Raw genomic sequence first — 20,725 nt, 5'->3', positions numbered from 1 at the left:
TTTTGATTGGTGAGAAAATCAGCGGCAGGATACTTTTCCGAAAAGGGGAATGGATGATGGGGGCAAGACAGTCGGAGGAATGGCAGGCGAAGACGCGTGCGGAATATAAGCAGCAGCAGCGGACCGAGAATGATTCGGCTTCAGGCTCGGGGTGGATCCGGGTTCGTTTGATTCCGATTTGGCTGCGGCTTGTTTTGCTGCTTGTGATGATTGCGTTGAGCATAACTGCTGGAGCGCTCGTCGGGTATGGGGCTATTGGCGGCGGCAAGGCGACCGATGTTTTCAAACCATCAACCTGGACGCATATCCGCGATCTTGTTGAAAAAGAAAAATAGTGGGGATGGTCGTTTTTGTGTATAATAGGGTGGATACCTATTATTAGTAGGAGGTACTAAAATGCTAGATGTAACGCAAATCAAAGAGATCATCCCACACCGATATCCGTTTTTGCTGGTGGACAAAATTTTGGAAGTAGAAGAAGGAAAGCGTGCAGTCGGGATTAAAAATGTAACGGCCAATGAAGCGTTTTTCAACGGCCATTTTCCGCAATACCCGGTAATGCCCGGTGTATTAATTGTGGAAGCTCTTGCTCAAGTCGGGGCGGTTGCCATTTTGATCAAAGAGGAAAATCGCGGGCGGCTCGCTTTTTTTGCCGGAATTGATGGTTGCCGTTTCAAAAAGCAAGTCACTCCTGGGGACCAGCTTCGGCTCGAAGTAGAAATGACGCGTGTTCGCGGTTCGATTGGGAAAGGCAAAGCGGTTGCCACGGTAGAGGGCGAGCTTGTCTGCGAAGCGGAAATCACGTTTGCTTTAGGGGAGAAGGCGGAAAAATAATATTGTTGGGTGTAAATGGATGGAAACCTTGCAGGGGAGCGGGGTTTCTTTTTTTTTATGTCTTGGACGGCCAGAAGGTGAGGTGAGTTCTTTGGAAGGTGGACTCTGGGAAAAAGGGGAAGTTCACGGAAAGGGTGTGGATCGCAGCCAATGGTACAATATTTTTTACAATGAAGAAGACTGGGAATACCGATAGCTGGAAATTCGGGGGGATCCAGAAAAAGGGGTAAATGGATAAATAGTGGTATTTCGCGGATAAATGGAAAAGTTTCGCGGATGAAAGGGGAAATTTCACGGATAAATAGCTAAATTCCGCAGATAGGGTGGAGTCGCAGTAGGTAGTGCAAATTTCTTTACTAGGAAAGATCAAAAATACCGATAACTGGAAATTAGGATGGGTCCAGATAAAGGAAATACGGATAAACAGGAGAATTCCGCGGATAAATGGAAAAGTTTCGCGGATAAACGACTAAACTTCGCAGATAAACACAAAAACTCCGCGGATAAACCACTAAATTCCGCGGATAGGGTGGAGTCGCAGTAGGTAATACAAATTTCTTAACTAGGAAAGGATCAAAATACCGATAACTGGAAATTGGGATGGGTCCATATAAAGGAAATACGGATAAACAGGAGAACTCCGCGGATAAATGGAAAATTTCCGCGGATAAACCACTAAACTTCGCGGATAAACACAAAAACTCCGCGGATAGACGACTAAATTTCGCGGATAGGGTGGAGTCGCAGTAGGTAGTGCAAATTTCTTTACTAGGAAAGATCAAAAATACCGATAACTGGAAATTAGGGGTGATCCAGATAAAGGAAATACGGATAAACAGGAGAACTCCGCGGATAAATGGAAAAGTTCCGCGGATAAACGACTAGACTTCGCGGATAAACACAAAAACTCCGCGGATAAACGACTAAAGTCCGCGGAAAGGGTGGAGTCGCAGTAGGTAGTGCAAATTTCTTTACTAGGAAAGATCAAAAATACCGATAACTGGAAATTAGGGGGTGAACCATATAAAGGAAATACGGATAAACAGGAGAACTCCGCGGATAAATGGAAAAGTTCCGCGGATAAACGACTAGACTTCGCGGATAAACACAAAAACTCCGCGGATAAACGACTAAAGTCCGCGGAAAGGGTGGAGTCGCAGTAGGTAGTGCAAATTTCTTTACTAGGAAAGATCAAAAATACCGATAACTGGAAATTAGGGGGTGAACCATATAAAGGAAATACGGATAAACAGGAGAACTCCGCGGATAAATGGAAAATTTCCGCGGATAAACGACTAAACTTCGCGGATAAACACAAAAACTTCGCGGATAAACCACTAAAGTCCGCGGAAAGGGTGGAGTCGCAGTAGGTAGTACAAATTTCTTTACTAGGAAAGGACCAAAAATACCGATAACTGGAAATTAGGGGTGATCCAGATAAAGGAAATACGGATAAACAGGAGAATTCCGCGGATAAATGGAAAAGTTCCGCGGATAAACGACTAAACTTCGCGGATAAACACAAAAACTCCGCGGATAAACGACTATATTTCACGGATAAACCCCAAAACCCCTCGGATATCCCCCCAAAACCCCGCGGACATCCCCCAACCCCCGCGGATAGGGTGGAGCTGCGGCAGATGAAACGGCTCACTATACCTAGAAAAAGACCAAAAATACCCATACACTTGAAAAATTAAGTGAAAATGAACCGAAAAAGAGCACTCGCAATTTGCGAGTGCCTCCATCCTATAATTTAAATTGTGAGACGGCGGTTTGCAGTTCGTTGGCAAGCTGGGTGAGACCTTGAGCTGAGGCGGTGACTTCTTCCATGGTTGCAACTTGTTCTTGGGTAGCGGCGGAGCTGTCTTGGTTTGCCAGCAGGCCTTGTTCGGCAATGGCTTTGACCTGGCCGATTGTTTCGACAATTAGATGGCTTTGGGCTGTTAATTCTTCGACTGCTGAAGAAACTTCTTGAACTTTGCTTGAAACTTCTTCGATGGAGCCGGAAATATCGCGGAAGGCGAGGTCGGCTTCTTTTGTCGAATGAAGACCTTTTTCAACAAGCTGGTTGCCGGCGTGAACAGCGGCAATGGCCTGATCGGTTTCCTCTTGGACGAGGCGGATCGTGTGGGCAATTTGATCAGCTGATTGTTTGGACTGAACCGCAAGTTTGCGGACTTCATCGGCGACAACGGCAAATCCTTTCCCATGCTCGCCGGCGCGGGCGGCTTCGATGGCGGCGTTCAAGGCGAGCAAATTGGTCTGTTCGGCAATATCGGTGATCAGCGCGGCAATTCCGGTGATTTCCGAAGAACGGTTGCCGAGAATGGCCACAATTTTTGACGTTTGTTCAAACGACTCGGTAATGTCGCGCATATGATCGACTACGGTCTCGACTGATTTTGCTCCTTTCCGGCTTAAATGAGTCGCGTTTTCGGCCGAATGCTGCATCCGTTCGCTTGACTCGGCAATTTGCTGGATGCCGGAAGCCATTTCTCCGACAGAAGAGGAAACTTCCTCAAATAGACTGAGCTGCTGCTCTGCTCCGGAGGCCGTCTGCTGGACGCTTTGGGCAATTTGTTCAGAGGCGCGCGAATTCTGCTCATTGCTGGCCAGCAACTGATCGCTTGAAGCCGCCACTTTGGCAGCGGAATCGACCACTTTGCCAATCAGTTCTTTCAAATGGTTTAAAAGCTCATTCAAGGAATTTGCCAGAATGCCGATTTCATCTTTGTTTTTTACCCGAACATCGGGAATGGTTAAATTCCCTTGAGCCAGTTGATTGAGCGAGTGGGAAACGGCCTGGACGGGACGGGAGATCATAAAACTGACAACAAGGGCTACCCCAATGCCAACAAGGATCGCGACAAGGCTGATCAGCAAGATCGTTTGTTTAACGGCATTGGTTTGACCCATTAGCTCCGCGCGGTGCTCCTTCATTTGCGCCGTTTTATACTGAACCACAGCCTCGGCGGCTGCTTGGAAGTGATCACTTGTGCTCTTCGCCTCCGTGGTCGCAAGCGTTATGTATCCTTCTGTATCCCCTTGACTTTTTAATTCAATTTCTTTGTTAACGACTTGCAAAAATTGATTTTGTGCCTGTTTCATTTCAGCCAACAGCTGTTTTCCTTTTTGTGTGGTTTCGGCTTTTTCCAATGCTTCAAACGGTTTGGTGAATTTGGAAAAAGCAATTTGATAGTCCGAAACGGAATCGGCATTTTTTGCCAAAAGGTAGGCGTTGACTGCGTTTGCTTGTTTAAACAGTTCCGCTTTATAGTTTTGAATCATGCTGACTTGATTTGCATCCACATCGAGCATCTTGCTGTACAATTTGTCAATCCGGCTGATTTCATAGTTGGCAATGGCGACAATGGTGCCGAGCAGTAACAGAACAGCCAAAAAACCGCCGATTAATTTTTTGCGAATGGTAAACGTCATCGTAGAACTCCTTTCTTTCTCTATATCTTTCATTTTACACTGAATATGTCGAAGATTGTGCAATTTTCTCGAAAAAAAAACCAGTCCCTTGTACACGAACTGGCTTCCATCTATTTGATTCGCGGCTTGCTTTTCATCTTTTCTTTGAATTCGTTGAGCAGGGCGTTTCCGGTAAAGCCTTTTTGCAGCAGGCTGTCGAGGAGCAGTTCGGAATAATCTCGTCTTGCCCGGCGCAGGCGGCCTTCGAGCAGAACGCTGATGTGGTTTTTGAATTGAGTAAGGGTAACAACTTTTGTTTGGAAAAAAGCAGGGTCATTGTCCTTTTTGGTGATGACTGCTTGAACGATTACCTCTTTTTGTTCATCGGTAATTTTTTTAAAAAAATCATAAAGTGGGGCGGCTGTATAAGCTTCAAGCAGCCATGTGGACTGTTCATCTTCTTTATTAATAATCAATCCATCGGTTAGAGGCACGTTAACGGCCTCATCCCCATCCATTATTTCTAATGCAATCAGTTTAAAGGTTTTCATTTGCAAACATCACTCTCCTTCCCAAGCTGTTTGGAATGTAAAATGGTAAATTCCATAACCACTCATTTCGACAAGAGTTGTTCCCGAACGCGGAAACCGTTGGAAATTCTATACTTCGATTATATCATACTGTGCTGGTAAAACCATTGTCGAAAAATAGTTACGAAGAATGGTAAAATCAGTCGTTAATTGGGGGGCATCTCTTAAAAAACAAATTTTCGCCAAGAGATTTGTCCTTTTTTGCAGCTGAAATCGCCTGAAAATGGCATTTTGCCATTTTTACAAGTGAAATGGTTTGGCGCTATGATAAAAACATCAAAGCGAAAGGAGGGATGAGATGATCAATCAGGTGACACTTGTGGGAAGGCTGACACGCAATCCGGAATTGAAAATGACCACGGAAGGGACACCCGTAACGAATGTGACCCTTGCTGTCAGCCGTCATTACCGCAACCAAAATGGCGAAATTGATGCCGATTTTGTCCAGTGTACCCTTTGGCGAAAGGTAGCTGAAAACACAGCAGCCTACTGCCGAAAAGGGTCGGTGCTCGGCATTACCGGCAGAATTCAAACCCGTCATTATGATAGTCATGAGGGAAAAAGAATGTACATTACGGAAGTCGTTGCCGAAAATGTCAGTTTTCTAAGCAGTCGGCCACATGCGGAACCAGCATCGGGAGCGAGAAGCAATCCGTCATACGGTTCGTCCCCAGGAACGGGCAACGCCGGCTCGGTTCCGGGATCGGGAACGGGAACGGGCAACGCCGGCTCGGTTCCGGGATCGGGAACGGGAACGGGCAACGCCGGCTCGGTTCCGGGATCGGGAACGGGAATGGGAAACGCCGGCTCGATTTCGGGATCGGGCACGGGAAGCAATCTGTCATTTTCTGACCAGGGGTTGGATTCCCGGAGCAGCGGCTCGTTTGCCGCACCGGCACCGGAAGTCCAAAACAGCAATCCATATGCTGGTTCGCTTTTACCCGCGCCAGCAAATAGTCAGGAGGGTTTGCCGCTTGGAGTGTAATCGGAATGCAGCCGCCAGTTTGGAACAACTTTTGGAAAGTCTCATTAAAATGGTAGGAAAATCAAATCAAACCGTTGCGCAATTGCAGCAGCGCATCAGTCAGCTGGAATGGATGGTTTTGGAGCAGGGGGACGCCCAAAACAGCCATCTCCAGTTCATTTCCTACCCAGCTGCAAAAAGGAAAAAACTTTAGGTATCACCTGACTTCACGAGAATCCCGCCTTAGAAAGATTCAATTGTTTCCCCGCAAAAATCTCCCTTTTTACTCCGGCGCTGCTCACGCCGGAGTTTTTTGTGGTCAGCTTTCCTATCGGGGGCATTCCGTCACCCGCGCAAAGCTTTGCTGAAGTGACCTGAAGCCCTGGCGAATGCCGCAACAATTTCCTGCAATCAGCTAGTCTTTTTATTGAAGCAATGTATGCTGAAGCTGCAATGACTTCAACAAGTGGTAAAGGCTACATCAGCTTATATTTGTGTTGAAGCCGAACGGCTGCGTTCAATACTTCGAGAAAAAATCCTCTGCGTTTTTGCCCCATGAAGTGAAGTTCCAATAAAATCTTTTTTAATTCGGGCTCATTGCTAACCAATTGCATGATCAGCTCAAGCTCTTTATCGTTTGCGGTTTCTTTCAGGATGTAGCCTGGTCTGTCAGGGTCTGGAAGAAGACTATCAAGCTCCGCAACCAAATACTCTTTGTCAATTTGATAGATTTCCGCAAATTGACTAATGGTTTGATAGGAGGGGAGGCTCTTTCCCGTTTCATAGCGGCTGATCGTGGATCGGTCAATTTTCATTAAATCCGCTACATGCTGTTGCGACCAGTTCTTCCCCTCACGCAATTCTTTTAATTTATCAGATAATGCCATTCTTTTCACCGCCGTTACAAATCGTTGCTTTTAACTTAACGGGAAAAAGCAGCCTTTAGACCAAATGTGCATAAAATACACGAATACGGATGAGGAAATTGTGCACGACGGTAGTGAAAACCTTGCCAGTAAAGGAAATCCAGAAATGTATCTTTAGAGGAAAAATGAAAAAAAGGTCGAATAGTATCTATAAATGTAAACAAATGTAAGATTCGGAGGGTCCTTTATGCAATGGAGAAAAAAACCTATTTGCTCTTTTCGAAACAGAAAAGTTCCGGTTTGTACGCGAACACCCTTTTCTATTTGGGGGAAATGCTGCATCCCCGGGAAATCAATTTGAGTGGAATCCCTGGCTTTTCAGATGCCCTGCACCTTTTGATGCTGTCACCCCAGAATCCCCCCTATCAGATGATTTCGCTCAATGACAACCTTCACGAACGATTTTACTTCCAAGATGAAACAGTCGAATTGCTTATCCATCCTAAGGCACTCGAGCTCATTGACCATGACGGCGAGCTGTCAAAAGAGGGTGCCTATAAAATTTTCAAGCATTTTTTAATAAAAAGGAAGGATCATATTTTATTTTTAGCCAACGGCCCGAATAGCAAAATCGTTGCCCTTCGGAAAAAACGACAATACCAACATTCCCACCACAAGAAGCTGTAAATAGGTGATTTGATTCACTCTATAAAACAGGAACGCCGATCCATTGGGGCGTTCCTGCTTCGGTGACCGCAACTGTCCTTATGAGGACCTAGCAACACGAGATCGCTCCGTGCTGGAATTTATGATAAATTCCAGCAAGACCTCACGAGGAACCTAGCAGCACGAGATCCTTCAGGTCATCGGTCGACAGCTCGGTCAGCCAATTTTCACTTTGAATGATTTGATCGTTTAAAAATTGTTTTTTCTCAAGCATGGCATCAATTTTTTCCTCAAGCGTTCCGGTGCAGATCAGCTTGTGCACATGGACAAAGCGCTGCTGGCCAATGCGATAGGCGCGGTCGGTCGCCTGATTTTCAACCGCCGGATTCCACCAGCGGTCATAGTGAATCACGTGGTTGGCTGCCGTCAAGTTCAGCCCTGTTCCACCCGCCTTTAGCGACAGCAAGAACACGGGAAACTCATGATTCTGAAACCGTTCGATCAGCACATCCCGCTGCGTTTTTGCCACACTCCCGTTTAAAAATGGTACCTCAATGCCAAATTTCTTTTTCAAAATGGCTTTGATCATTTGCCCCATTTCAATATACTGGGTAAAAATCAGGCAGCTTTCACCTTGATCAAGCACTGCCTCAACGAGTTCGATCAGCTTCTCCAATTTATTCGAACGATCCAGCAAATGCTGCGTTGCTTTTTCCTTTAAATAGAGCGCAGGGTGGTTGCACAACTGCTTCAGACGGCTTAGCATCTGCAAAATCAACCCCTTGCGCTCGATGCCGGTCAGTTTCTCAATCTCGGCGAATGTGTCCTGCACAAGCTGCTCATATAGGGAAGCCTGTTCAGCTGTCAGTGGGCAATATTCTTTTTGCTCCTGCTTATCCGGCAGATTGAGCGCAACTTCTTCGTCCTTTTTCGTGCGGCGCAAAAGGAACGGCCGAATCAAGCCTTGCAGCTGGCGCACCTTGTCTTTGTTCTCATCCTTTTCAATCGGAATGACAAATTTTTTCTGGAAATTCCCGAGGCTCCCCAAATAGCCGTGATTGGTAAAGTCGAAAATCGACCAGAGCTCAGTAAGGCGGTTTTCCATCGGTGTTCCCGTCAGCGCAATATGATGGCCGCCCCGCAAGCGCCTTACCGCCCTTGATTGCTTTGTCTGCGGGTTTTTAATATTTTGCGCTTCATCGATGGCAATCGTGCTCCACAGCATTGACTCGAATTCCTCGGTATCAAGATGGCTCAAGCCATAGGAGGTAAGCACAACATCGGCATTTTGCGCTTTTTCAGCAAAAGAAACGCCCTTCAAGCGGTTCGATCCGTAATGCAAATAGACGTCCATCCCAGGCGCAAACCGCTCCAGCTCCTTTTGCCAGTTGCCAAGTACCGATGTTGGACAAATAATCAGCGCGGCCTTTGTTGGTGTTTTTGCTGCTTGGTGTTGTCCGTCTGCTGCTTGCTCGGCGGAAGCAACGGTTTCTTGAAGGTCGATATTGCCGCCAGCTGAATCGGGAGCGGCCGCCATTGAGACTTTTCCCCGTTTTTTTGCGGGTTTGCGCCGCGGCCGTTCGCCGCCATTCATCTCCGCAAAAACGTCTGGTGCGGGCTGTTCTTTTACCATCAGCAAATAGGAGATCAGCTGCACGGTTTTGCCAAGTCCCATGTCATCGGCAAGGGTGGCACCGAATCCATGTTGGCGCAAAAACCAGAGCCAGCTCATGCCTAGCTGCTGATAGGGTCTCAAGTCACCGTGCAGCCCGGCTGGCACCGGCTGAAGCGGAATTTCCTTGATTTCGGAAAGCTGCTTGATCATTTGTTTCCACTGGCGGTTCAGTTCAATTTGAATTTTGGCAAAAGCTTTCGGATTTTCAAGCTCTTCCTCGGTTGGAGCGGCTTCGACAAGCTCCTGCTCCAGCAAATCGCGAACATGCAGTCCTTCTTTTTCCGCTTTTTTCATCAGTTCTTGGATTTGCCGGATAAACTGCGGATCAAGTTTCACCCAACGGCCGCGAATGTAGACAAGCCGCCGCTTTTCCTCAACCAGTCCGCGGAATTCCTCCTCGGACAGGTCGACGCCGTTCATCGAAAAGCGCCAGTTGAAATCAAGCATCGCCTGCAAACCGACAAATGACGGCCGATGGCTCGATGTCCCTTTCAACGCCGCTTTCACTTTCAAATTGGCGTTCTTCATCTCCTGCCACCACGCAGGCAGGAGAATCTCGATATCCAAAGCCACAAGCGTTTCACTCGCCTCGGTCAAAAACATCCACGCTTCTTCTTCCGTTAACTGCGACTTGATTCGGTCAGGTGCTGCGCCAATGGAGTTGGATGCAAGCCGCCCAGGAGCACCGTCAATGGAACTGGATGCAAGCCGCCCAGGAGCTTCGTCAATGGAACTGGATGCAAGCCGTTCTGGAGCACCGTCAATGGAAACGGAATCAAGCCGCTTGGTGGCACCACCAGTTGAATGGGATGCAAGCCGGTCAGGAGCATCGTCCATGGAATTGTCCGCAAGCTGCCGGGTGGCATCGTCATCTCGCAGCCACGGGATCAGCTTTGCCCAGCGCGCTTGCTCGCGGTCCGCCTTCTCCAAATGCGGACGCCAGCTTGCCGGCTGTTTTCGATCATCAAGACCGTACGTTGCATCTGGATTTTTTTTGCTTCGTAAAAATACTTCGAGACTCCAAGGCCCTGCGCCATCAATCGGTTCTTCCAGACGCAGGCCGATGGTGAAAGGCGCTCCGCTATCCTTGATGCCCACCCATTCAAGCCAGCTGTCCTCATCAAAATAATGCGCCAGATCTGCGCCCGAAATCGTTTGCTTTTTCAACAACTCAAGCTTGGGTGCAAACAGCTCTTTCATTGCCGGATTGCGTGTCAAATACGCATCGAGCGCCCGGTTGTACAAATTGAAAAGGAACGGCTGAACGGATTCGGAAGGGGAGGGAAGCGACTGCTGCCAAAATTCAGCGCTGAACTCATTCTTCACCTGCTCGGGCAGACGCCAGCGAAAGTGACCTTGTTCCCAGACGGCAAAATCTGGATACCAGTTGTTTTCGACAATTCCTTCATAGAGGGCATGTGAGGCCGCCAGACAAATCTCAGCCGTTTCGCTCCAGTCCCATTGAATAAAGTGGTTGAAGGACTCCTTCGCGAATAATGTGACCAGTTGCCAGCCACTCAACGCGAGACCATCAAGATTATTTTCGGTTTTCTCCTCCAGTACCGTGCCAAAGTAGCTTTCTTCATGCTGGCTGAAAACAAGGTTCTTCCACTGGGCAGCCGGCAAGTAATAGCCATTTTCGTCCTGGGCCGTAAGCAAGTAGCTACCCTCCTCTAATTCATTTATCCGCAATTTTAAAAATCTCGATTTGAGCATCGATTCCTATACTCCTTTTTTACTCTTCCAGCAGTTTGCTGCGGCGGCACTCTTCATGGAAGGCGCGCAGCCGCTTTGTTTTGTCAATCAAGTGGTCAAAAAAGAACTGCCAGTCGTCGAGGCGTTTGGCTTTCTTGTACAATGTTCGCAGTTTCTTTAAATACCGAACAGCCGTCCGATAGCTCTGGCGGTTCTTCAGCTCAATCGCGCGTTGGGCCGACTGATGCAGCAGTCCGAACAATACCTCAGGCTGTGCTTTTTCAATTATCTTCACCCGATCCTTCGGCAAGTCTGAAAAATCAACGCCAATAAACGCGTAAAGCTCGCTCCAGCGGTCGTACTGGCCGCGTTGAAACAGCAAATACTCATACTCCGAAAACGAATACGGGAGCATTTGTCCCAATGCGCGTTCATACAAATCCGCGCGGCCCATTTCTCCGCAATATGGAGCAATTGCCTTGATCGCGAGCCGCGTGAAGCTTGTGCACGCATAATAATTTTCAAGAGCAAGCAAATATCCTTTAACTTTTTGCAAAAACAACTCAATCATAGGGCCGACTCGCTTCCACGCATTTTGCTGTGTCAGGAGATCAATCCAAAACAGCATGTACGGGGTTACAACGGCGTCCTCTATTTCCTCCAGTAACTTGAGTGCCTGTTCATCTGCGTCCGTCAGCATTCGCAAATGAATCGCGGCGATTAGGAGCGGGAGGGGATTGGCTTGCTCATGCAATCGCCTCAGTTCCTGTTCAATCCGTGTCAACTCAGCTGTTCGCCAGGCATTTTTTCGAAAAAAATCGGTCCATAACAGTTGATACAGGGACGTGCGCTCGTACGACAGGCTTGTTGCGCATGTGAGCAGGCCAAAGGCGTCGTCCTTGAATTGTTCTAAATGGGCATCGAAGGCGAATGGCAGTGCCTGGTGGCCCATTTTGGCAAGGAGTTGTTCGGTGTCGTCTGTGAGCTGGTGAAACAAGTGGAGATAGGTACGTTTCACGGCTTCTTCGGTGTGGCCGAGTTCCTCGCTTAGGGTTGCGAGTTTTTGAAATGAAAGGACATTGGCGATCAGTTCATAGAGCATGCGCCATTTTTGCTCGAGCGGCGCACTTGCTTTGATGCGGCGCCGGTATATTTGGAAAAGTTCAGCGATTACGTAGGGGCTCATGTTTGCTTTTTCGCGCAGCAGTGAGTCAAAGCTTTCTGCAAACGATTGTACCCAATGGTTGTAATCGGCTGGCAGGGTATTGTTTGCTTTTACTAAGTCTTTCGCCTTTTGGACACCCCATTTGGTGATTTGTGCTGTTTCCCGAACGGGCTCGCGCCACTCTTCGACCCATTCAGCGACGCTTCTGGCGGTTGCGTAGGCCGCAAAAAATACGGCAATCTGGTGGCGGCATACGCCTTCTGTCGGACAGGAACAATCGCTCATTGGAAAAAAGGACAAATCCAGTTCCACTTTTGCTGGCGTCACATCCTGCACCGTCGCTGCCAGTACATCTTTATTGATAAATCGGAGGTGCGACACCATCCCTTGTCGGTACAGCATCAAACCTGACTGTACCATCTTTACATCCTCTGACCGGTACGGGTCCAGCACCTCCCGCAGTGCCTCACTTGTACTCGCCAACATTGGATTCACACCATCAACCTCCCATACCGCACAAAAATTCATATTTCTTTATTATATCCTAAAATGGAAGTTTCGGCGAGGGGCGGAGGGGAACACCGGGGTACACGGGTGGCGGTGGCGGTTCACGTGTTTTCGTGTTTTCGTGAGAATTGTCCCGCTATTCGCTTTCGCTTGATGTCATTAAGCATTCCAATAATGAAATGTCTACCTTTTTAAAAATGGATGTATTGTTTTTGACAGGCCGGTAATAGTGCAGCGGAACGGTTTGTTGTCGATTGTTGTTGCCAGATTTCAAAATCCAAAACCAAGAACAATTACCCCTAGTCGAAAAACCCCCTCTCATTGCCAGTTTGCTGGATGTAAGGGTCTCTTTCGGAAGCCTAGAAAAACTTAAGGAGAGATTTTTCCGGAAAAAGCAAACTTTAGGAGCGGAAATGAATGGTTTATGAGCATATCAATAGGGATTCAAAGTCTTGGAGGTCAATAAGAAGGGTTCATAGAGCCCTTTGGTGATGAAAAAAGGAGGGAGAGGTCAATAAGAAGCGTTCATAGAGCCCTTTTGCGATGAAAAAGGAGGGTAGAGGTCAATAAGAAGGGTTCATAGAGCCCTTTTGCGATGAAAAAGGGGGAGAGAGGTCGATAAGAAGGGTTCATAGAGCCCTTTGGTGAGGAAAAAGGGGGAGAGAGGTCGATAAGAAGCGTTCATAGAGCCCTTTGGCGAGGAAAAAGGGGGGAGAGGTCAATAAGAAGCGTTCATAGAGCCCTTTGGTGATGAAAAAGGGGGAGAGAGGTCAATAAGAAGGGTTCATAGAGCCCTTTGGTGATGAAAAAAGGAGGGAGAGGTCAATAAGAAGAGTTCATAAAGCCCTTTGGTGATGAAAAAAGGAGGGAGAGGTCAATAAGAAGAGTTCATAGAGCCCTTTGGTGATGAAAAAAGGGGTGGAGAGGTCAATAAGAAGCGTTCATAGAGCCCTTTGGTGATGAAAAAGGGGGAGAGAGGTCAATAAGAAGCGTTCATAGAGCCCTTTGGTGATGAAAAAAGGGGGGAGAGGTCAATAAGAAGCGTTCATAGAGCCCTTTGGTGATGAAAAAGGGGGGGAGAGGTCAATAAGAAGCGTTCATAGAGCCCTTTGGTGATGAAAAAGGGGGGGAGAGGTCAATAAGAAGCGTTCATAGAGCCCTTCGGTGATGAAAAAGGGGGGGAGAGGTCAATAAGAAGCGTTCATAGAGCCCTTTGGCGATGAAAAAGGGAGGGAGAGGTCAATAAGAAGGGTTCATAGAGCCCTTTGGTGATGAAAAAGGGGGAGAGAGGTCAATAAGAAGCGTTCATAGAGCCCTTTGGCGATGAAAAAGGGAGGGAGAGGTCAATAAGAAGGGTTCATAGAGCCCTTTGGTGATGAAAAAGGGGGAGAGAGGTCAATAAGAAGGGTTCATAGAGCCCTTTGGTGAGGAAAAAGTGGGAGAGAGGTCGATAAGAAGGGTTCATAGAGCCCTTTGGTGATGAAAAAGGGGGAGAGAGGTCAATAAGAAGGGTTCATAGAGCCCTTTGGTGAGGAAAAAGTGGGAGAGAGGTCGATAAGAAGGGTTCATAGAGCCCTTTGGTGATGAAAAAGGGGGAGAGAGGTCAATAAGAAGGGTTCATAGAGCCCTTTGGTGAGGAAAAAGTGGGAGAGAGGTCGATAAGAAGCGTTCATAGAGCCCTTTGGTGATGAAAAAGGGGGAGAGAGGTCAATAAGAAGCGTTCATAGAGCCCTTCAACAGTGAAAAAACAAGCCAACAGTCAATAAAAAAATTCTTATTTCCCCCGATTTCTAAAGTTAATAGGGTACCACTAAACGCTAAAAAAATTCATAGTACCGAATAAAAGAGGATACCTCTTTTCGATTACTATGAATACGCAGTCCCCTATGGCAATCCTTCACTCATAATAAGTATATTTTTTATTTCCCAAAGTTTGATAATTTCCCTTTAAAACCCGTCTGAATGCCTTTTTTGACACAATCCCCTCACACCAGTCAAAAACAAGATTTGTGGTGATTTTCGCATCAGGAAAAAGCAATTGGAGTTCTTTTACATTCCGCAATACGGCGGAGTCCATTTTTTCATGCGCCCCACAACAGGGACAGACCAGGTTATCCCCCCCATTCACTAAATACATAAATGAATAACACGTGCCGCAAAGGATGCCCTTTTTAAGATCGCCGAATCTATAGCGGCGCACCCGGAGGAAGGGATCGTCAATTTGATGCAAGGAAACCAGTTTCTCGGCCAGATTGTAATGCAATGAATTTAATGTTGATGGAGCCATGCTGTAATTTTTCATAAAAGCATTGATTTGGGTTGGCATGATGAGGGGCACGTCGAGTGGAGCTTGATATAGGGTAAACTCGGGGTTGATAAACACCACATGTTGGATAATGGGAAGATGGAATCCGTAACTTTCAATCAGCTTTCGCAACAAGAATTCGCTTCTTTTCACTTGGTCGAGCGGATTGCTAATTTCCTTTCGCGGATTGACTCTGCAGATTTTGCCATTTTCATAAATATAGTTGCCTTCAAGATTTTTTATTTCAAAAAGATGAATCCATTCCTGAATGATTCCAACGGTGTCAATTTGGAATTTTCTTCCGTCCACTTCGAGCAGCAAGTCATTTAAAATGAGGTGGCCAGCAGGAAGTTTGTCAGTGTGCTGATCAAACATCAATTCGCCTTTAAAGCCTTTTTCTAGATTTAAAAAGTGCTGTTTTTCATCCTTTGTCAACTTCATTCGAGCATTTAGAAATCGCCAAATTTTGATCTCGTCTTTTTCGACACGAAGTTTGTAAGCCATGTTCCACTTCCTTTCTAGTTAAACCATACAACAAATTGCGACATAAGTGTGTGAATTTTTTGTTAAAATTGTCGACTCGATCACCGTCCGGGATTGTCACTCTCTTTTTCATAAAATCGAATAAGATACACCAGACATCTCGAGATGTTTTGTGAAAATTACCAACACAATCACTATTCGGTGTTGTCACTCTCTTTTTAATTTACAAATGCGTGGTCCAACTCCACCGTCTTTAGACGGTATACGCTTTTAGCCTTCCCATTCCATGTCCATACTTGAAAATGAGGTGAGAGTATGGATGGATATAAAAAAAGTAGTCATGATGTTTACAACATCAAGTATCATGTCATATGGGTAACAAAATATCGATATAAAATCTTATATGGACCCATTGCAATAAGAACGAGGGAACTAATAAGGCAAGGGTGTGAAGCAAGAGGCATTACGATCTTGCAGGGAAGCGTAGGGAAAGACCATATTCATTTATTATTGTCATGTCCTCCAAGTCTTGCACCTAGTAAAATTCTGCAGTACTTAAAAGGACGATCATCAAGACTTTTGCAGGACGAATTTGCAGAATTGAAAAAAAGATATTGGGGGCAACATTTGTGGGCGAGAGGCTATTTCTGTGCCACAGTTGGAACAGTGACGGAAGAAATAATAAGAAACTATATAGCAAACCAATTCAATGAAGAAAAGAACGAAATATTCAAGATTGAAGAATGAGTTTAGTCTAATTTAGTATGCTTAAGCCTAGGCTCTTTAAGTGGACTTCAGTCTATATTAGCGACTTTAGTCGCCGGCATTTATGTCAAAATCCACCTGCTTTAGCAGGTGGTTGTTTAATAAAATCGTATAAGATACACCAGACGTCGCAGAATGTTTTGTAAAAAAATACCAGTACAGTAACTATTCGGGATTGTTACTTTTTTAAAAAATAAAATCGTATAAGATACACCAGACGTCGCGGAATGTTTTGTAAAAAAATACCAGTACAGTAACTATTCGGGATTGTTACTTTTTTAAAAAATAAAATCGTATAAGATACACCAGACGTCGCAGAACGTTTTGTAAAAAAATACCATCCCACTCACTATTCGGGATTGTCACTCTTTTTTAATATAGCCTTTGGGTATTTCACCAAAAAACGACAACCAAACCGCGATTCAGGACTGGTTCTCTTATTTAATAGAATGACATAAAATAAAACGCCAGCCCCGATCACCATTCGAGACTGGCTCCTCATTTTTAATAGAATCGTTTAAAACTATCAAAATGTGCTTTGTAGTATGGGTTGTCGAGGTTGGAGATGCTGATGCCCCGCTTTTCGTCGGCGTGGATGAACTGGCCGCCTCCGAGATAAATCCCCATATGGGAAATGCCTTTTTTGTACGTATTGGCAAAATAAACGAGGTCGCCGGGCTGCGGTTTGTCCACATAATAGGAGCGGTCGAAGTAGCCTGCGGCCGAGTAGCGTCCGATCGACTTTCCGCTTTTATTGAAGACATAGTAAATAAAGCCGCTGCAGTCAAAGCCGGAAAGCGTGCTGCCTCCCCAAACGTACGGAACGCCCATCACACTTTTGGCAACATCAAGAACCGACGAGGACGCCTGTGGTGCGGCAACGGGCGTGCTGGCAGCCATTTCACCCGATACTTTCAATGTTTGTCCTGGAAAAATTAAACTGGATGTTAGGTTGTTCCGTTTCATCAATTCGCTTACGGACATTCCAGAGAGCGCAGCGATTTTCCCCAACGTGTCGCCGCTTGTGACGGTATAATCTGCAGAAGCGCTTGGCTTCGTGGGAGCGGGTGCCGGAGCGCTAACAGGAACAGGCAGGGGTGCCGGCGCACGAACAGGAACAGGCGCAGGTGCAGCCGTTGATCCGCTGCCGGAAACATTTAATTTTTGGCCTGGAAAAATTAGATCGCTGTCAAGGTCGTTCCACTGTTTTAAGTCGGAAAGCGCGATCCCGAACTGGCGGGCAATTTTTCCAAGAGTGTCGCCGCTGACAACGACATACTCGGCCGTGGACTGAACAGGCGCAGGTGCGGCAGGTGGCTGGCTGGCCGGAGCCGAAACTGCTGAAGCTGCTGAACCACTATCTGAAACTTTCAATTTTTGGCCTGGGAAAATAAGATAGCCGTTGATGCCGTTCCATTGTTTCAAGTCAGAGAGAGAAATTCCGAACTGCTGGGCAATTTTGCTTAAAGTATCTCCGCTTACCACGGTGTAAATCGCCGTAGGTGCCGGGGCTTGCGCAACTGGAGCCGGCTGGCTTGCCGGAACCGAAACTTGCAAAACTTGATTGATGAAAATTAAGTCGGATGGAAGGCCGTTTAAATTCTTCAAATCTGGAACATTGGTTTGATATTTTTTCGCAATTTGAGAGAGGGTATCACCTTTTTGAACGGTATATGTATCGGCGGATGCGGTTCCAGCGTAGGCAGCTGAGGCAATCGCAGCTGTCGCCAGCGCTGTAACGACTTTTTTCTTCATGATTTTTCATCACCTCTGTTAAAAAGTTTAGTAGTTTCAGACACCGGGAACACTAAGTGAATGGTGTCCCTATTTTTCTAATATTTTACCATATTTATCCGCCCCGGCAGCAAGGTTTTTTCAAAATTTCATCACAAAAAACAAAATATTTACAAATAATTTGCAATTGATTAAAATGGGAGGAAATGAAGAAAGGAGATTTTTGTCAAATGGCAGGTGATAAAGACGAAAAACAGAGCCAGGAAAACTTTACCGAAATCATTCGAAAAGCATACGAAAATGGTAAAAACGATCAGAATATGACATTAACGAAACTTTTAGAAGAATTGAAGATAGATTTAAAGCGAATCGTGTGACAACACAGCGGGGTGGTTCGTCTGCTTTCAAGAGAACCGTCCCGTTGTTCGCTTTCGTTTTATTTTTTTGATAAAATATGAAATGAGGTGATTGGAATGTTTGGTAATTGGAATGATACTGGGATTTCTCTGAAGTTTTTGCAGGAGTTGCGGCAATTTTGTTGTGAAAACACTATGATAGATAAAGTGATCTTGTTTGGTTCGAGGGCTAGAGGGGATTATCGAAAAACGTCTGATATTGATTTAGCTATTTTTACCAACCATGCATCACATCAACAGCAAAATGTCATTCACCATTCCATCAATGAAATGTCCACACCTTTAAAAATAGATGTGTTGTTTTTTGACCGGCTGACAAAAGCAAAACTAAAATCCAATATTTTAAATGAAGGGGTGATTATTTATGAAAAAGGAGCGGGTTTACGAGAAGCTTGATGATTTTAAGCGTGCCTGTAAACGTTTAGACGAAGCCACAAAGCTTGAACCAGTAAATGATATTGTCTTCGATGGAGTCATTCAACGATTTGAATTTACCTTTGAATTGAGCTGGAAGCTGCTAAAGCTGCACTTAGAGTTTACAGGGATCGGTGAATTGCGGAGTCCGCGGGCAATCATTCGCGAAGCCTATGCCGCTGGAATAATTGACAATGGTGATGAATGGATCAGTATGATGGAAGATCGCAATAAAACGTCTCATATCTATGACGAAGAAGAGGCAAAGATCATTTATTTGAAAATTGTAAAAAAACACAACACCCTATTAAACGAGCTGGCAGTTAAACTGGAGCAGGAAATGGCTAAAATAAAGTAGTGGGGGTGCAGGTTTTTAATGGTCACCTTGATCAATCGCCACTAGGGAAATACTACCATTCGCGTTTATTTCGATGCCAATAAAAAATGCAAAGGGTTGCCCCTTTGCACACGATCGTACCATTCAGTTAACTCTTCAGTCTTGTTATAATGTAGTTTAGCTCCATATCGTGTTTGCCCATTTTCGAGCCCAAGTAATCAATGTTTACTTTAATGCTTTTTATCTCGTCAGAAGCGACATTAAACACTTTTTTGTTATCAATAAAGTTGCTGCGCCATTCCAATGTTAAGTTGTCTACTTTTGTTTCTAGTCGACCTTGTCCATCTTCGAGTTTTGCCATTCTCGTTTCCAGTCGTTCTTGCCCTTGCTTTAAATCTTTAATGTCCTGCTTAACGCCATTCAAATCTTGCTTAACATCGTTTAAATCTTGCTTTACCCCGTTCAAATCCTGCTTAACACCTTTTAATTCATGTAGGATTTGATTTAAGATCTCTTCCACGATCATCATCTCCCAACTGTTTCTTTTAGTATATCATATGAATGTGCATTACGATTTTCCCCGCGTCGAACAATCGATGAATTTTGATAAAACAGCAAAAACAGGAACTTTCATCATTTGCTAATCAAGTAATCTTCCAAAAACTTCGCCCAAATCGCATTCCCTTTTTCATTTGGTCCGCTTTGGTCTGCGAGCAAGTAGTTCTTCAACTCCGCTTTTTGATAGTCTGGCCACGCTTTCCAGTGATCGAGATACGTGATGCCATTGTCGCTGGCGTATTTCTTTAATGCATCGACTTGCAGCGGGTAGTACTTGGCGGCATATAACGGATAGGATGGCTGCAAGATAAAGGTCACATCCGGGTTCACCGCTTTCACGTCTTCGATGATTTTCGACACATTTGCGAGCGCGGTCTTTGTTTCGACATTGCCGTTATCGTTTAAAAGAAACGGTTCGAAAAGGATCAATTGCGCTTGCTCGGAGGCGATCTCGAGCGATTTTTTCTGGGCGACAAACTCAGTCGATGTTAGATCGGATGTTTGGATTGCTGTTTTTACGAGCTTTCCTCCGAACGTTTCTTCCAGTTTGGCCGCAATAATCTGAGCCGATCCGCGATCCGCGCCGGAACCAACAAATAAAATGGTAAATGGCTTTTTCGCCGATACATTTGTCAGACACAATTTCCGTTATTAGAATTCAAAAATTTACTATCATAATACTGATAAAATTTGGTTTGCGGGTGGTAAAGTTAACAAATACACATGTGTCCCCAAACATATTGGGATAGGTGAAATAGACTCTTGTAATTATAACCGAAATGTCGAGGTGGATTACATTACAGGATGTAGCTTATTATTTCGAAAAGAATTAATAGATTCTATTGGTCTTATGCATGAAGACTATTTTCTATATTTTGAGGAAACCGATTGGAACATTAGGGCAAAGCAAAACGGATGGGGCATTAGATATGTGCCAGATTCGATTGTTTATCATAAAGTATCCATATCCTCTGGGGGAGAAAATAATTTAGCTCCATATGTTGATTATTATCAACTTAGAAATTTGATTGCTATGATTTTAAGAACACAAAAGGGACTTATTAAAACAGTTTCTCTGGTAAATATTTTTACGATTCTTTTAAAGAAATTAATTAAAATATTTATCAAAAACCAAAACAGGAAATTAGAAAGAACAACATTTTTATTTAAAGCCGTAAACGATGGCTTCAAGCAAAAAATGGGGAATATGCTTAATAACTAGGTAACTAGTTGTCAATTTAAGTCAGGAGTACTATTATGAGTGTTTTGAGGAATAAGGTAGTAAATAATATTGTTTCTTTGCTATTCTTACAGGGGACGAATTACTTATT

At 45.2% G+C, this 20,725-nt stretch carries 19 protein-coding genes and 1 pseudogene; 11 read left to right on the top strand and 9 right to left on the bottom strand.

Features of this window, described 5'->3' with window-relative positions:
• Positions 1-2 precede the first annotated feature (2 nt).
• The 3 genes from ACQYAD_RS17145 (at position 3) to ACQYAD_RS17135 (ending at position 1,030) form a co-directional block, all read left to right on the top strand.
• Complete coding sequence (locus ACQYAD_RS17145; protein ID WP_430240055.1) at positions 3-335, top strand: DNA-directed RNA polymerase subunit beta; 333 nt, start codon at positions 3-5, stop codon at positions 333-335.
• Between the two features lie 61 nt (positions 336-396).
• A complete protein-coding gene (gene fabZ, locus ACQYAD_RS17140) occupies positions 397-834 on the top strand; it encodes a 3-hydroxyacyl-ACP dehydratase FabZ (RefSeq protein ID WP_430240053.1) in 438 nt (145 codons plus the stop codon).
• A gap of 19 nt (positions 835-853) precedes the next feature.
• Entirely contained in the window at positions 854-1,030 is a 177-nt protein-coding gene (locus ACQYAD_RS17135) for a hypothetical protein (RefSeq protein ID WP_430240051.1), read from the top strand.
• 1,553 nt (positions 1,031-2,583) lie between these two features.
• Here the strand turns inward: ACQYAD_RS17135 and ACQYAD_RS17130 are convergent.
• Entirely contained in the window at positions 2,584-4,275 is a 1,692-nt protein-coding gene (locus ACQYAD_RS17130; protein WP_430240049.1) for a methyl-accepting chemotaxis protein, read from the bottom strand.
• A 110-nt stretch (positions 4,276-4,385) separates the two neighbouring features.
• Positions 4,386-4,805, bottom strand: a complete 420-nt coding sequence (locus ACQYAD_RS17125) for a YwpF-like family protein (protein ID WP_430240390.1) — start codon at positions 4,803-4,805, stop codon at positions 4,386-4,388.
• Positions 4,806-5,142: 337 nt separating this feature from the next.
• Here ACQYAD_RS17125 and ssb point away from each other — a divergent pair.
• Positions 5,143-5,472, top strand: a pseudogene (gene ssb / locus ACQYAD_RS17120) (single-stranded DNA-binding protein); the annotation flags it as partial.
• A gap of 346 nt (positions 5,473-5,818) precedes the next feature.
• On the top strand, positions 5,819-6,022 hold the full coding sequence (locus tag ACQYAD_RS17115) for a hypothetical protein (RefSeq protein WP_430240047.1): 204 nt from the start codon (positions 5,819-5,821) through the stop codon (positions 6,020-6,022).
• Between the two features lie 262 nt (positions 6,023-6,284).
• Here the strand turns inward: ACQYAD_RS17115 and ACQYAD_RS17110 are convergent, their stop codons facing one another.
• Positions 6,285-6,695 carry a helix-turn-helix domain-containing protein gene (locus tag ACQYAD_RS17110; RefSeq protein WP_430240045.1) on the bottom strand — a complete coding sequence of 137 codons (411 nt, stop codon included), beginning with the start codon at positions 6,693-6,695 and terminating at the stop codon, positions 6,285-6,287.
• A gap of 231 nt (positions 6,696-6,926) precedes the next feature.
• Between ACQYAD_RS17110 and ACQYAD_RS17105 the strand changes: the two genes are divergently transcribed.
• Complete coding sequence (locus tag ACQYAD_RS17105; RefSeq protein ID WP_430240043.1) at positions 6,927-7,361, top strand: hypothetical protein; 435 nt, start codon at positions 6,927-6,929, stop codon at positions 7,359-7,361.
• A gap of 142 nt (positions 7,362-7,503) precedes the next feature.
• Here ACQYAD_RS17105 and ACQYAD_RS17100 read toward each other — a convergent pair whose 3' ends face one another.
• The 3 genes from ACQYAD_RS17100 to ACQYAD_RS17090 all read right to left on the bottom strand — a co-directional run bounded on the left by ACQYAD_RS17100 (position 7,504) and on the right by ACQYAD_RS17090 (position 15,191).
• Entirely contained in the window at positions 7,504-10,674 is a 3,171-nt protein-coding gene (locus ACQYAD_RS17100) for a DEAD/DEAH box helicase (protein WP_430240041.1), read from the bottom strand.
• A gap of 76 nt (positions 10,675-10,750) precedes the next feature.
• A complete protein-coding gene (locus tag ACQYAD_RS17095; protein WP_430240039.1) occupies positions 10,751-12,295 on the bottom strand; it encodes an SWIM zinc finger family protein in 1,545 nt (514 codons plus the stop codon).
• A 1,984-nt stretch (positions 12,296-14,279) separates the two neighbouring features.
• Entirely contained in the window at positions 14,280-15,191 is a 912-nt protein-coding gene (locus tag ACQYAD_RS17090; RefSeq protein ID WP_430240037.1) for a nuclease-related domain-containing protein, read from the bottom strand.
• Positions 15,192-15,485: 294 nt separating this feature from the next.
• Between ACQYAD_RS17090 and tnpA the strand changes: the two genes are divergently transcribed.
• The gene (gene tnpA / locus ACQYAD_RS17085; RefSeq protein ID WP_430234559.1) at positions 15,486-15,917 is read left to right on the top strand and encodes an IS200/IS605 family transposase; all 432 of its coding nucleotides are present in this window, start codon (positions 15,486-15,488) and stop codon (positions 15,915-15,917) included.
• A gap of 522 nt (positions 15,918-16,439) precedes the next feature.
• On the opposite strand, the gene ACQYAD_RS17080 is transcribed toward tnpA, so the two are convergent.
• Complete coding sequence (locus ACQYAD_RS17080; protein WP_430240035.1) at positions 16,440-17,690, bottom strand: LysM peptidoglycan-binding domain-containing protein; 1,251 nt, start codon at positions 17,688-17,690, stop codon at positions 16,440-16,442.
• A 209-nt stretch (positions 17,691-17,899) separates the two neighbouring features.
• On the opposite strand from ACQYAD_RS17080, the gene ACQYAD_RS17075 reads away from it, so the two are divergent.
• The 3 genes from ACQYAD_RS17075 to ACQYAD_RS17065 all read left to right on the top strand — a co-directional run bounded on the left by ACQYAD_RS17075 (position 17,900) and on the right by ACQYAD_RS17065 (position 18,857).
• Positions 17,900-18,046 (top strand): hypothetical protein, encoded by a 147-nt coding sequence (locus tag ACQYAD_RS17075; protein WP_430240034.1) that lies wholly within the window; start codon positions 17,900-17,902, stop codon positions 18,044-18,046.
• 96 nt (positions 18,047-18,142) lie between these two features.
• Positions 18,143-18,481, top strand: a complete 339-nt coding sequence (locus ACQYAD_RS17070) for a nucleotidyltransferase family protein (RefSeq protein WP_430240032.1) — start codon at positions 18,143-18,145, stop codon at positions 18,479-18,481.
• Positions 18,450-18,857 carry a nucleotidyltransferase substrate binding protein gene (locus ACQYAD_RS17065; protein ID WP_430240030.1) on the top strand — a complete coding sequence of 136 codons (408 nt, stop codon included), beginning with the start codon at positions 18,450-18,452 and terminating at the stop codon, positions 18,855-18,857. Before ACQYAD_RS17070 ends, ACQYAD_RS17065 begins: the two co-directional genes overlap by 32 nt.
• Positions 18,858-18,984: 127 nt before the next feature.
• On the opposite strand, the gene ACQYAD_RS17060 is transcribed toward ACQYAD_RS17065, so the two are convergent.
• Together ACQYAD_RS17060 and ACQYAD_RS17055 are read right to left on the bottom strand one after the other, a co-directional pair.
• Positions 18,985-19,356, bottom strand: coding sequence for a hypothetical protein (locus ACQYAD_RS17060; RefSeq protein WP_430240028.1), 372 nt, complete (start codon positions 19,354-19,356; stop codon positions 18,985-18,987).
• Between the two features lie 113 nt (positions 19,357-19,469).
• Positions 19,470-20,036 carry an SGNH/GDSL hydrolase family protein gene (locus ACQYAD_RS17055; RefSeq protein ID WP_430240027.1) on the bottom strand — a complete coding sequence of 189 codons (567 nt, stop codon included), beginning with the start codon at positions 20,034-20,036 and terminating at the stop codon, positions 19,470-19,472.
• A gap of 145 nt (positions 20,037-20,181) precedes the next feature.
• Between ACQYAD_RS17055 and ACQYAD_RS17050 the strand changes: the two genes are divergently transcribed.
• Positions 20,182-20,616, top strand: coding sequence for a glycosyltransferase family 2 protein (locus ACQYAD_RS17050; protein WP_430240025.1), 435 nt, complete (start codon positions 20,182-20,184; stop codon positions 20,614-20,616).
• Positions 20,617-20,725: the final 109 nt, after the last annotated feature.

The sequence above is a fragment of the Neobacillus sp. SM06 genome, assembly GCF_050496765.1.
Lineage (GTDB): Bacteria > Bacillota > Bacilli > Bacillales > Cytobacillaceae > JAEVLT01.
This window is presented reverse-complemented; position numbering and strand designations above follow the sequence as displayed.

What these genes read in the sequence shown, in the direction of transcription:
- ACQYAD_RS17090 (WP_430240037.1), bottom strand. Translation starts at nt 15,191, where the DNA reads ATGGCTTACAAACTTCGTGTCGAAAAAGACGAGATCAAAATTTGGCGA.
- ACQYAD_RS17065 (WP_430240030.1), top strand. Translation starts at nt 18,450, where the DNA reads ATGAAAAAGGAGCGGGTTTACGAGAAGCTTGATGATTTTAAGCGTGCC.
- ACQYAD_RS17130 (WP_430240049.1), bottom strand. Translation starts at nt 4,275, where the DNA reads ATGACGTTTACCATTCGCAAAAAATTAATCGGCGGTTTTTTGGCTGTT.
- fabZ (WP_430240053.1), top strand. Translation starts at nt 397, where the DNA reads ATGCTAGATGTAACGCAAATCAAAGAGATCATCCCACACCGATATCCG.
- ACQYAD_RS17105 (WP_430240043.1), top strand. Translation starts at nt 6,927, where the DNA reads ATGGAGAAAAAAACCTATTTGCTCTTTTCGAAACAGAAAAGTTCCGGT.
- ACQYAD_RS17095 (WP_430240039.1), bottom strand. Translation starts at nt 12,295, where the DNA reads ATGGTACAGTCAGGTTTGATGCTGTACCGACAAGGGATGGTGTCGCAC.
- tnpA (WP_430234559.1), top strand. Translation starts at nt 15,486, where the DNA reads ATGGATGGATATAAAAAAAGTAGTCATGATGTTTACAACATCAAGTAT.
- ACQYAD_RS17070 (WP_430240032.1), top strand. Translation starts at nt 18,143, where the DNA reads ATGTTTGGTAATTGGAATGATACTGGGATTTCTCTGAAGTTTTTGCAG.
- ACQYAD_RS17135 (WP_430240051.1), top strand. Translation starts at nt 854, where the DNA reads ATGGAAACCTTGCAGGGGAGCGGGGTTTCTTTTTTTTTATGTCTTGGA.
- ACQYAD_RS17075 (WP_430240034.1), top strand. Translation starts at nt 17,900, where the DNA reads ATGGCAGGTGATAAAGACGAAAAACAGAGCCAGGAAAACTTTACCGAA.
- ACQYAD_RS17080 (WP_430240035.1), bottom strand. Translation starts at nt 17,690, where the DNA reads ATGAAGAAAAAAGTCGTTACAGCGCTGGCGACAGCTGCGATTGCCTCA.
- ACQYAD_RS17125 (WP_430240390.1), bottom strand. Translation starts at nt 4,805, where the DNA reads ATGAAAACCTTTAAACTGATTGCATTAGAAATAATGGATGGGGATGAG.
- ACQYAD_RS17110 (WP_430240045.1), bottom strand. Translation starts at nt 6,695, where the DNA reads ATGGCATTATCTGATAAATTAAAAGAATTGCGTGAGGGGAAGAACTGG.